Annotated in this window: 7 protein-coding genes; 3 read left to right on the top strand and 4 right to left on the bottom strand. The window is 46.8% G+C overall.

Annotation, left to right across the window (positions count from 1 at the left end; translation table 11 throughout):
• Positions 1-4,170, bottom strand: a 4,170-nt coding sequence (locus QT973_RS10205) for an Ig-like domain-containing protein (RefSeq protein WP_333391273.1), incomplete at its 3' end; no start/stop codon positions are given.
• A 450-nt stretch (positions 4,171-4,620) separates the two neighbouring features.
• Complete coding sequence (locus QT973_RS10210; protein ID WP_333391275.1) at positions 4,621-5,544, bottom strand: helix-turn-helix transcriptional regulator; 924 nt, start codon at positions 5,542-5,544, stop codon at positions 4,621-4,623.
• Positions 5,545-5,824: 280 nt separating this feature from the next.
• On the opposite strand from QT973_RS10210, the gene QT973_RS10215 reads away from it, so the two are divergent.
• Positions 5,825-6,886: a TIGR03032 family protein gene (locus tag QT973_RS10215; protein ID WP_333391277.1), complete on the top strand. Its 1,062-nt coding sequence runs from the start codon at positions 5,825-5,827 to the stop codon at positions 6,884-6,886.
• A gap of 358 nt (positions 6,887-7,244) precedes the next feature.
• Here the strand turns inward: QT973_RS10215 and QT973_RS10220 are convergent, their stop codons facing one another.
• Positions 7,245-7,883, bottom strand: coding sequence for a pentapeptide repeat-containing protein (locus QT973_RS10220; RefSeq protein ID WP_333337737.1), 639 nt, complete (start codon positions 7,881-7,883; stop codon positions 7,245-7,247).
• A 57-nt stretch (positions 7,884-7,940) separates the two neighbouring features.
• Between QT973_RS10220 and QT973_RS10225 the strand changes: the two genes are divergently transcribed.
• Positions 7,941-8,474: a phosphatase domain-containing putative toxin gene (locus QT973_RS10225; protein ID WP_333233934.1), complete on the top strand. Its 534-nt coding sequence runs from the start codon at positions 7,941-7,943 to the stop codon at positions 8,472-8,474.
• A 112-nt stretch (positions 8,475-8,586) separates the two neighbouring features.
• On the opposite strand, the gene rnhA is transcribed toward QT973_RS10225, so the two are convergent.
• Entirely contained in the window at positions 8,587-9,492 is a 906-nt protein-coding gene (rnhA, locus tag QT973_RS10230) for a ribonuclease HI (protein WP_333057851.1), read from the bottom strand.
• An 81-nt stretch (positions 9,493-9,573) separates the two neighbouring features.
• On the opposite strand from rnhA, the gene QT973_RS10235 reads away from it, so the two are divergent.
• The coding region (locus tag QT973_RS10235; RefSeq protein WP_333391280.1) for a two-partner secretion domain-containing protein at positions 9,574-12,887 on the top strand (3,314 nt) is incomplete at its 3' end.

Genomic DNA, 12,887 nt, shown 5'->3' on the forward strand with positions numbered 1-12,887 from the left:
TGATGTTAAGGCTACTGTTGGTGCAACGGTTTCGACTGTGCGAACAAGTTGAGTGGCTGCGGTATTGTTATTACCTGCTGTATCTGTGGCTGTAGCTGCTGGAATATCAACTGTGACAGCGCCATTAGCAGTGGGTGTAACTGTGAAATTATAAGTTGCACCAGTACCTGTAAATCCGCTAACAGTTCCGTTAGCAACAGTTACGTCAGTGTCAGTAAATCCTGTGACGGTTTCGCTGAAGGTTGCTGTGACTAAAAATGGTGCGTTTGTGTTGGTTGGTGATGCGGATGTGAGGGCAACTGTGGGGGCTGTAATATCAGCAGTGCGAATTAGTTGAGTGGCTGCGGTATTGTTATTACCAGCGGTATCTGTGGCTGTAGCAGCAAGTACATCAACGCTGACAGCGCCACTAGCATTCGGTGTAACTGTGAAATTATAGGTTGCACCAGTACCTGTAAATCCGCTAACAGTTCCGTTAGCAACAGTTACGTCAGTGTCAGTAAATCCTGTGACGGTTTCGCTGAATGTTGCTGTGACGATAAATGGTGCGTTTGTGGTTGTTGGTGATGCGGATGTTAAGGCTACTGTTGGTGCAACGGTTTCGACTGTGCGAACAAGTTGAGTGGCTGGGGTATTGTTATTACCTGCTGTATCTGTGGCTGTAGCTGCTGGAATATCTACGGTGACATCGCCATTAGCAGTTGGTGTAACTGTGAAATTATAAGTTGCACCAGTACCTGTAAATCCGCTAACAGTTCCATTGGCAACAGTTACGTCAGTTGCAGCAAATCCTGTGACGGTTTCGCTGAAGGTTGCTGTGACTAGGAAGGGTGCATTTGTGGTGGTTGGTGATGTTGATGTCAGTATGACATTTGGCGGTGTAATGTCGGCAGTGCGAGTTAGTTGGATGGCTGCGGTATTGCTATTACCAATGGTATCTGTGGCTGTAGCTGCGGGAATATCTACGGTGACATTGCCAGTAGCAGTTGGTGTAACGGTGAACTCATAAGTTGTGCCAGTACCTGTAAATCCGCTAACAGTTCCATTGGCAACAGTTACGTCAGTTGCAGCAAATCCTGTGACGGTTTCGCTGAAGGTTGCTGTGACGATAAATGGTGCATTTGTGGTGGTTGGTGATGTTGATGTTAAGACAACAGTAGGCGGTGTAATGTCGGCGGTGCGAACAATTGGAGGGGCGGGGGCATTGTAGTTGCCAGCGGCATCAATCGCTGTAGCTGCTGGGAGATATACGGTGACATCGCCACTAGCTGTTGGTATAACGGTAAAACGATAATTGCTACCGCTACCTGTAAATCCGCTAACAGTGCCGTTACCAACATTGATGTCACTTGGATCAAATCCTGTGACGTTTTCGCTGAAGTTTGCATAGACTAAAAATGGTGCGTTTATGGTGGTTAGGGGTGAGTCGGGTGTGAGGAAAACTATGGGTCGAACAGTATCAATTACTAAATCTTTGTTGACACCCAATGAGTTGGCTGCACCGAGAGTTGGCAATGTTAAGATGGCATCACCATTGGTGGCATTTTTAATCGTGCCGCCGCTTAAAGATAGGGCAGTGGTGGAAAGATAGTCTAAGTCGGCAGTGTTATCTCCGGCTGCAATTGTGTAGCGAAAAGTGAGAGTGTTGGTGCCGGTACCTGAGAGATAATCAGCCACAGGTGCTGCACCTGCTAAACTTAAACTTAGTTGCGGTGTATTGGTAACGTTGACTATTGCAGAGAATTGAACGGTGATGTCGATGTTTGTGCCGATACTGTAAGTCCCGTTTGGGTTGGCTGCGCTGACGCTGGTAATGGTGGGGAAGGGATTAACGGTGATGTTGGCGGTTTCTGTTGCACTGCTGAATACGCTGGAGGTAGTGTTGGTGCTTCTGTCTGTGGTGTAGTTGGCGGTAGTGCCATTGTCGCCGGTGATTTGATCCCAGGCGGCAAAGGTGATGGCGTTGGTGACAGTGCCGTTGAAACCTAGGTTGGGTACAAATCTGAGGCTGGTGTTGGCATCACTGGCTAATAGTAAGGCGTTGGCGGCAGAAACGGCTGGGGCGTTATTCCAGGTAGTGCCATCGGTGGTGTATTGCCAAGTGCCGTTTGCGGTGTCTAGGGCGCTGATGGCGATGCCTTGTTTGGCGCTGGTGTTGGGATCGGTGATTTTTGTGCCGCCGAGGTTGGTGATGATGGTGGAGATGAGTGTGCCTGTACTGGCGCTGTCGTTCTGGTTTTGAGGGTTGAGGATGGGGGTGCCGCTGTTGTCGAGGGTGGGGGAGTCGTTGACTAAGACGGTGACGAGGGTGGGGAGGGAAACAACACCGTCGGTGGCGGTGTAGTAGAAGGTGTCTTCACCGTTGAAGTTAGCGTTGGGAGTGTAGTAGATGCTGCGCCCTTTGTCGATCGCGATCGCATTGACTTGACCACTCCCATTGGGGTTAAAGGTAGCATCGGCGACACCAGTGCTGGGGTTTAATTTGGCGATATAGTTACGGGTACTGCCGCCGATGGTGGTGAAATTGCCGCCCACTATGGGGTTGCCACTACTGTCTAGCGCGATCGCACTGACTGTACTACTCGCATTGGGGTTAAAGGTAGCATCGGCGACACCTGTGCTGGGGTTTAATTTGGCGATTCTGTTACGGGCTTGTCCGCCGATGGTGGTGAAAGGGCCGCCCACTATGGGGTTGCCACTGCTGTCTAGGGCGATCGCATTGACTTGACTATTCGCATTGGGGTTAAAGGTAGCATCGGCGACACCTGTGGCGGGGTTTAATTTGGCGATATAGTTGCGGGGTTGTCCGCCGATGGTGGTGAAACTGCCGCCCACTATGGGGTTGCCACTGCTGTCTAGGGCGATCGCTCTGACATCAAAACTCGCATTGGGGTTAAAGGTAGCATCGGCGACACCTGTGCTGGGGTTTAATTTGGCGATTCTGTTACGGATACTGCCGCCGATGGTGGTGAATTGGTTCCCCACTATGGGGTTGCCACTGCTGTCTAGGGCGATCGCACTGACTAAATTATTCGCATTGGGGTTAAAGGTAGCATCGGCGGCACCAGTTGTGGGGTTTAATTTGGCGATATAGTTGCGGGGTTGTCCGCCGATGTTGGTGAAAAAGCCGCCCACTATGGGGTTGCCGCTGCTGTCTGTGGCGATCGCTAAGACTTGACCACTCGCATTGGGGTTAAAGGTAGCATCGGCGACACCTGTGCTGGGGTTTAATTTGGCGATTCTGTTACGGGTACTGCCGCCGATGGTGGTGAAAAAGCCGCCCACTATGGGGTTGCCACTGCTGTCTAGGGCGATCGCTCTGACATCACCATTCGCATTGGGGTTAAAAGTAGCATCCACACTCCCATCGCTATTCAACCGAGCGATTCTGTTGCGGGTTTGTCCCCCGATGGTGGTGAAAAAGCCGCCCACATAAATCCAGTCGTTGATGATGGCGGTGCCGTTGGTGGGGGCGGTAGTAATGCTATTCACCGAGACGCGGGAACTCCCGGTGTCGTTGGCGAGCACGTCGATGCTAACTTGGGGTGAGTTGACTGTAATGGCTTTGCTGTCTGGGTTGGCTGTGGCTAGGATGTGGCTGTAAGTTTTGAGGGTGGTTTCTGTGAGCGCTAGTTGGGGCGCTTCAGAAGATGGGGGGATGAGTTGAGGGATGTCCCAAGTGCCGCCGAGTTTGCTGTTACCTGTAGGTTGGGAGTTGGCGCTGATGTTTGCGCCTGTGAGTTGGTGGAGTTGAGTCAGGAATTGGTGTCCTCTGTCTCCGGCTGCTAGGTTACATCCATATAAGATGATGTTGGCGTTCTCAGTGAGGCTGTTTCGCCACTGTTGCAATTGGTAGCTGTAGTTTTGGATATTGTTGCTGTTGAGTTCTGTTGTGCCTAGGTACAGGCTGCCAGAATCTCCGTGGGTGATGATGTGTAGGGTTTCGATGCCTGTATGCTGAGCTAGGATTGTGGCGATTTGCTCTACGGCATCGGGCTGGCTTTTGAGGATGTAGGTGGCGGTGTCGGGTTTGATGCCGGAGATTAGGTGCTGGCTGTCGGGTATTGTGGGGTCAAGGATGACTATTTCTGTGGGCTTGTTGCTGGTGCAACCAACCAAACTTCCGATATTGTTATTTAGGGAACGGTTAATTTGAGGTAGAGTTTTCACAGTTTTTTGCTTTTAATGTAGTTCGTGGTTTTTGAGTCGATCGGGATATGCCCCCGATTTGATTTTGGTTTGTGATGTTTCTACCTTGTGGTGGATGACACTCGCCGATCGTGATGAGTAATATCAAAAGGGTAAGAAGAACACTTCTAACCGGGACAAAGGCTCGAAACCTTTGTTTGGTAGGGCTTATACCAATTTTTTATGAGGCCCCGTAGAATGCGATCCCCCCTAGCCCCCCTTAATAAGGGGGGGACAAGATTCCGATCAAAGTCAACCCCTACTCCCCTTCTTAAGGGGGATTTAGGGGGATCGAGATATGTGCAACGACCCATTAAATTGGTATTACGCATTAATATTTGGTCTGAATTCCGTTAACCTGTGTATTAATTTATTCCCTAACAATATTTATAGTTTGCTGCTTCCTAGTTGCGCTAGCCAAATTGCGAAAGATTAGTTTCGCAAAATGTCCGAAGGCTTTTTCCCAAAATGCTGCTGGAAATATTTTGTAAAGCGACTAGGATTGTAAAAGCCATAATTAAACGCAACTTCCGTAATCGTTTTGTTACTCTCCATTAACTCCATACGAGCGGCTTCAAGTCGAGCAGTTCGCAAGAATTGACTGGGAGAGACACCGTAATAACGAGCGAATGCTGTTTGCAAAGAACGACTGCTACAGTTCATGGCGGAAGCAATTTGTGCAATTGTCAGCTCTTGTTTCATATTTGCTCGGATGTATTCGGCCGCCTCTCGCACGCGGGCGATCGAAATTTCGGATACTTTAATAATCGATGGTTCTAAAGTGTTGTAAGATGAACCTTGGACTAAGGTAGAAAAAATAGCGGTTTCTAAATTGTCAATTACCAGTGGATGTCCGTTAGTGTCAATCAAATTCAACAGCATTATGACCATTTGATATAGCGATCGACCGTAAGGAGTAGTGCGATCGATAACTTGCACCAGGTTATGACGTTCAATGGATTTGTCAAGATACTTGCTCATTTCAGTTAAAAATAGAGCTTCATCTATATAAATTGATATTCCGCTGTATGTGGCTGAGTGCTGAAGCTGGCTTAATTCGGCTCCCGGCTGAGTTATCAGCAAATTTCGATCGTTCACGAGGAATTCGTTAGACCCAACTTTCAATAAATGATCGCTGTCAAAAAATGTGAAACCTATTTTTCCAACAAAACTATATCCTGCGGTATATGTACTCCCAGCTTCCCAAACAACACTCACGAACTCGAAGTTTTTTAACTTAGCAAGCCGCCATTGAATTTTGTAATCTTTGGAAGAAAAAATATGTTTAGTAATACCCGATACTTGCTTAATATATATCTCTGGATCGTTGATTTCAATATTTAAATCCCAGACCATTATTAAATCCCCATATTTTACATCCACAATAAATTATATCAATTATGTGTAAATATTTATACCTGTTCTGGGGTTTTTTACGGAAATTATCTCAGGTCGATGTGGGCGAGTTTGTGAGATTCTGAGTTTTAGGCAATTATGGTTGGTGAAGGAAACCTCTACATTCAAGAGGTACATTTTGATTTATAGTTGGGTGGGGGCGGGTTTATGAGATTGTGAGTTTTAGGCAGTTATTGTCTGTAAAACCCGCCCCTACGGCAATTAAAATTTTATAGATTCTATGAATAACGACACAAATGTCAATACAGTTGAAGAACATGAGATTTTTGGCGATCGCGATTTGCCTTCTTGGTTAACCCAACAACAAATCAGCCTCGCTTGCACTACTTATCAAACCAGCAGGTTAATGTTAATCGGCGCTGCGCCAGAAACCAACAGAATCTCGGCTTTTTGGCGAATATTCGATCGCGCAATGGGACTTTTCTGCACGCCAGAACGCCTGTATCTAAGCTCAAAATATCAACTCTGGCAATTAGATAATGTCTTAGAATCCGGGAAATTATACCAAGGATACGATAAATTATATATACCAAGGATCGGTTATACTACAGGAGATATCGACATTCACGATATCGCAGTCGATAAAAATAATCAAATCATTTTTATTAGCACTTTGTTTAATTGTATCGCTACTTTGAGCGATCGCCACAGTTGCAAACCTCTCTGGAAACCAAGTTTTATCTCACAATATATCAACGAAGACCGCTGTCACCTCAACGGTTTAGCGATGGTGGATGGGGAGGCGAAATATGTCACAGCGTCGAGTCAGTCGGATGTGGTGGATGGCTGGCGCGATCGCAGAAAAAATGGCGGTATAGTTATTGATATCGAATCTAACGATATTATCGTCACAGGATTGTCAATGCCGCACTCGCCTCGCTGGTATCAAGACAAGTTGTGGTTGCTGAATTCGGGGAGAGGGGAATTCGGTTATGTGGATTTAGACACAGGAAAATTTGAGGCAATTACGTTTTGTCCGGGATATGTGCGAGGACTAGCATTTTGGCAAAATTGGGCAATTGTTGGACTCTCGAAACCTAGGGGAGGTGACAACACTTTTAGCGGTTTAGAATTGGATGAGTTGTTGCTCACCAAGGATGCTGAGCCTCGCTGTGGTATGATGGCGATCGATTTGACTACGGGGGCGATCGTTCACTGGTTGCGCTTTGAAGGAATTGTCACCGAACTCTATGATGTACAAGTGATTCCGACAGTGCAAAAGCCGATGGCGTTGGGTTTTCAGACTGACGAAATTGCTCAGTTAATTACTTTGGAACTTTAACCGCAGATGGTGGCGGATGTACGCGGATGGACGCAGATACAGCAGATTCCACGTTTATGAAGCACACCCCGGAAGTGCGATCGATCGCCGTAGGGAAACGGCATTACCCAAAGCGTGTCAACTTAAGCTTTTAGTCCACCAGTCCTCCCCCCCACCCGCTACTCCGCCAGGGGTTGAAACCCCTGTCTAATAGCTAAAGTCCTCTAAAAGAGGACTCAAGAACTCATCAGTCCTCTTTTAGAGGACTTGCGCTTTGAGGCAGGGGTTTCAACCCCTGCCGGACTGTCGGTTTGATGTTAAAATGTTTACAGGATTTACCCACGCGGTGTGAGAGAAAGTATTTAAGCGGGATTTGATATTACTCAACAATCGCCCCATCTAAGCTGGTTTTTCTTAAGTCTGTTCTGGCTAAATTTGCACCTCTTAAATCCGCACCTGTTAAACAAACATTGCTTAAATCTGCATAACTCAAATCCGCACCTCTGAGATTAGCATCTGATAAATTTGCTCCCGATAAGTTCGCCCTCACCAGTTGCGATTTACTCAAATTGCTGCCACTCAAATTTGCTGCTGACATCTGTGCTGCCATTAAGTTTGCTTTGCTTAAATTAGTGCCGCTGAAGTTAGCCAAATTCAATTTAGCATAACTCAAATCTATGTTTTCCAAACAAAGTTCGCTCAATTGCGCGCATCGCAAGTTAGCATTAATAAAAAACCTGTCTCCAATTCCATAACGGCGCAGCAATTCGTCAACTCCCAGCCGAATTAAAACTGGTTCGCAAGTATTTTGGTAGCACCACGATGTCTCCAGCAAACGGGCGGCTGCTTCAATTGCTACCTTGTCGGATTTAGGGAGGACTAAACTATTGCACCCATCCCACTCACCGTTGAGCATGAATGCCATCTCAGAAGCTGCTACAATTGAGTCGCATAACAAAACGGTTTCTGGTTTGGGTTGCAGCCAGTTCATTAAGGCGATCGAACTCTTGTTTTTCACTGTTGATTCAGGATTTGTTGGTATTTCTTAATTATAGGTAAAATTATTGAAAACATTATGCACAAATTTGCGGCGGCTTCGGAGACTGAATTAATTGTATTTGGTGCAGCGAGACCTGGATATCGCGATGCAGAAATTGCTGAGTGGATTGAATTTATGCAGGGGCACAATATCAAGCAAGTTTGCTGTTTGCTTCCCGATTCCCAACTCATCCGCTACAGGGACTTACTGGGAACGTATCGGAACATCTTTGGGTGCGATCGAGTTTGCTGGGCTCCGATTGCCGATTTTGAATTGGTAGATAGGGATATTTTGCTCGATCGCATATTACCATTTTTGGCATCTGCAAATAGCAAAGGCGAAGGGGTCGTAGTTCACTGTTCTGGGGGGATCGGACGTACAGGACAGGTTTTGGCTGCTTGGTTGGTTAGCGGGCGGGGATTATCTAACAAACAGGCGATCGCAGCAGTAAAAAAAACTGGTAGAAATCCCTATGAAGCCGTGTTTGCTGCTTTGTTCAAAGGTCGAAACCCTTGGCAAGTTGCCGGAAAACTTAATGCTCTTTTAGATGATGGTCGTCCTGTTATATGAACTCCGGTTGCACCGTTAGTTAATTAACAGTTAACAGTTAATAGTTAACAGTTAACAGTTAACAGTTAACAGTTGACCAAATGCCAAATGCCAACTGCCAACTGCCAACTGACTAATCAGTTGTACTAACGTGGTCAATTCTCTCTAATTGCCAGAGAATTTGGTTGCCCTCGCGCCGCACCCGCGACACTACCCAATTTCGCCAAACCCAGTTGTCTCCACGACTGGTGACAGCGCTGGCATTTACATCCATCAAATCAGCCAGTTCAGAACTGGTAATCAAGTAGCCTTTCGTCGCAACCTCGTCGGCGATGTGCAACGTTTCGATCAGATTGCGGAGGTCCTGAACCCTCACCTCGCGGGGCAAGTTCTCCAGGGTATCGGCAGTTGAATCCATCATGGTAGAGTTGGAGATCGGAAGGTCAGAAGTTATGACATAGGATTCTATCGTTTTGTTACCAGTTACGTCCGTTTCTTCCGAAACAATTGTGTTGTCAAAGCGTAGGGGCGGTGCCCCCGTGCCCGCCCCGGCCTCGTCTCCCGTTGGTTTCTGCTGTTGCAGTTCGGGAGTGAGATTGTGCGAGAAGCTGCGGGCGATTTCATCGCATCTGTCGTTGTAGAAGTCGCCGGAGTGGCCGCGGACGTGTTCCCACTTGATTTGCCGGGAATTCAGCTTGTCTAGCAGATGCCAGAGGTCTTGGTTGACAACATCTTTGCCCGTTGAGGTTTTCCAGCCTTTATTTTTCCAGCCTTGAATCCATTTAGTGATGCCGTTTTTAACGTATTCACTGTCGGTGTAAACGGTGACTGGTTCGGTTTGACCGGAATTGGCAAAAAATTCCAGCGCAGCGACGGCAGCCTGCATTTCCATGCGGTTGTTAGTGGTTTGGGGGTCTGCACCTCCGAGTTCGTGACACTTGCCGTCGGCGAAACAAACTACTGCACCCCAGCCGCCGGGGCCTGGGTTGCCGGAACAAGCGCCGTCTGTGTAGAGGCTTTTGATTTTGGGAGTTGTCATGAGCGAATTAATGTGTAATTTACAGGTAAGTTGTTTGCAAGTGCGATAATTAAGGCAATTGAGATAGTTTTACTTAGTGCTATGAAAAATGCCAACTTAAAGATTAAAAAGGTTGCGCTATTTATTTGTCCGTTTTCTTTGTTAATTTTTAATACTTTCGCGCAAGCACAGCCCATAGTGCCTGCTGCTGACGGTACGGGTACTGTTGTCACCCCGATCGGCAACCGCTATGATATCAACGGCGGCAGTTTGTCGGGAGACGGCGCGAATCTTTTTCACAGTTTTGGGCAGTTTGGCTTGAATCAAGGTCAAATTGCTAATTTTCTGACTAATTCGGCTATTCAAAATATATTAGCTCGAATTGCTGGCGGGGACGCTTCGCTCATTAACGGTTTAATTACTGTCACGGGCGGCAATTCTAATCTTTTTCTAATTAATCCTGCGGGGATTGTGTTTGGCCCGAACGCGAGTTTGAATGTGCCGGCGGCTTTTACTGCAACTACTGCTACTGGTGTCGGTTTTGGTTCAAATTGGTTTAATGCTGCGGGTATAAATAATTTTAGCGCCTTGGTTGGTACGCCAAATGCTTTTTATTTTAGTCCGGGTGTACCAGGAAGTATTGTTAATGCTGGCAATTTAGCGGTGAATCCTGGGCAAAATTTGGCTTTGCTTGGCGGTACGGTTGTTAGTACGGGGCAGTTGTCGGCTGCGGGCGGGCAAATTACTGTTGCTGCTGTTCCGGGAGATAATGTTCTCCGCATTAGTCAACCGGGGCATTTGTTGAGTCTGGAAATAGCAACGGGCGGAAATTTTGGTAGTTTTCAACAGACTTTGAATCCTATTTCTTTGCCGCAGTTGCTGACAGGTACTGGGCAAAATCAGGCTGCGGGTGTTGCGGTTGCGGATGACGGTTCTGTGCGGCTTGTGGCTTCTGGTTTGCAGGTGAATTCTGGGGATGTGGCGATTGCTGCTAATGTGTCTGGGCTACCGCAGTTGAATGCGGGAAGTGCGAATTTATGGGCTGCGGAAAATCTCTCGTTAGCGGGCGCTAGGCTGCAAACTGCGGGGGATTTGAGTTTGCTGGGTGGGGATGCGGTGCGGGTCAGGGACAGCGCCCAGAATCCTTTTTTGGCGAAGGCTGGGGGTAATTTATACATTCAGGGATCTCGCACGATCGACATTCTCACTCAAAATGCGATCGGCGGCTTATCTCTTCCCCCGCAATTCCAAAGCGGCGGCAATTTGAGTTTGGTTAGCAACGGCGTTATTTCGGGGGATTCCCACTTTGTTTCTGGTGGCAATTTTTCGATTCGCAATTTGTCGGGAATGCCGGGAAACTTTGTCAGTTTATTTGACCCGATTATCAGTTCGGAAGGAGATGTTTTCTTTGGAGATTATACCGGAGTTTCGCTGAAAGTCGAGGCGAGGGGGAGCATTGTTGCCGAGGATATTACAATTACCGGTCCCGATATTGCGTTGGGTAGGGAAAATGTGAGTGGCGATCCAGATATTGCTATTTTAACCAGCAGTCCGGCCTTAATTCTGCGGGCGGGAGTGCAAAATTTGGCAAATTCTCCTAATGTTCCTAATTCTCCTACCGATACTCCGGGTGATAATGAACAACCTAATCCTTTAGGTGACGATGCAATATTTACTCCTGCGTCTATTTTATCGAATAATTTGATTTATGTTGAAAATATTTCGGCCGGCGGGCCGGTGATTTTGTCAGCGCCGGGAACAATCGCAACTAGAGATATTAATGGCGGTCAAATTAATCTCGAAAGCAGGGAAGCAGGAGTGGTAGTTGGGGGCAGATTAACGTCTAGTTCGACAATTAATATTCAAGCTAATGACAATATTATATTGACAAGTGACATTTCTCGTGCTGATATCAACGGCAGTATTAGTCTGAATACTGTTCGAGGCAATATAGTAACAGGGTCGATCGATACTGGGACTTCCGGGGCGATCGCACTCAGAGCTTTTGGCAATGTGAATTTTGGGACTTTGCAGGGGTCTAATGTTGATATTACCAGTAACTCCGGTGAATTGGGAGTTGTGACTGATGCCAATACCATTGTGCCTAATACTACACCAGTCAATATCACAGCAACTGAGAATATCAATTTGACAGCTTTGAGGGACTTAACGGTAGGCAATCTCACCGCTGCGACTGTCAATGCTAGCAGCAATGGGAGTGTTAATACGGGGGCGATCGCTACGAATGGAGATGTCAGACTTTTGGCAGGACAGCAAATTACAGCAGGGACAATTAATGTCAATCCTACCACCAGCACAGACGGAAGCAATCGCATTCCTACAGTAAATTTGAATGCCCAAACTAATATTAGAGTTCTATCGATCGATGCTGGCACTGGCACTATTGCTTTGAGAGCATCCAGCGACTTAAATGCAGTGAATTTGCTAGGAGGAGCAGTTGAGGTCAATAGCGATGGGGGAAAAATTGCGATCGGCAATACTACATCCCTTGGTAACATTAATGTAACAGCTTTAGGCGATATAACTTCCGGAAATTTGCAGGGAGTGGGAGTGAATGTCAATAGTAACTCTGGAACAATTCAAACTGCAAATACCACAGCCACTGGGAATATTAATGTAACAGCTTCTGGCAATGTAAGTTCCGGAAATTTGCAGGGAGAGAGAGTGAATGTCAATAGCACTAGCGGGAATCTGCAAATGACCAACATCACTGCAACAGAAAATATCACTTTCAGAGCGTTAGACAATGTGAATACGGGGAATTTGCAGGGAGTCGCTGTTGATGTTAATAGCAGTAGGGGAAGTGTCAGCACTGGCAATATAAATGCTGCGGAAATTGTGAGTATTTTAGCCGCAAACGAAATCACAATAGGGCGAATAAATGTTAATCCTGTTGTTAGGGTCGATCGCACTTCTACAGTAAATCTTAACGCTCAAAATGATATCAGCGTTGCATCCATAAATGCTCCGGGCGGTAATGTTGAGCTCGCAACTCCGGGTTTAGTTCGAGTGACGGGTACTTTTGGCCAAAACGGCACTCCTGTTAGCATCTCGACTCTTGGCGACACTCAAGCGGGTACAGTTACGATCCGCCACGGCGGCGGTGATGTCAATCCGCCGATACCTTTTGCGGTGGGAGATGCGACGACTAACGGTACTGCTGGGGCGATCGCCAGCAATGCTTCAGGTACGATTACTCAAGGGCGATCGTTCATAAATTCTTACACTCAAGGCAATAGTGCGATCGTAACTACCAATCAACCAACAAATCCCGACAATCCCAATAATCCGAATAATCCCAATAATCCGAATAATCCCAATAATCCCAATAATCCCAATAATCCCAATAATCCCAATAATCCCAATAATCCTAATAATCCCAATAATCCCAATAA

The organism is Microcoleus sp. Z1_A1 (assembly GCF_036700305.1).
Classification (GTDB): domain Bacteria; phylum Cyanobacteriota; class Cyanobacteriia; order Cyanobacteriales; family Microcoleaceae; genus Microcoleus.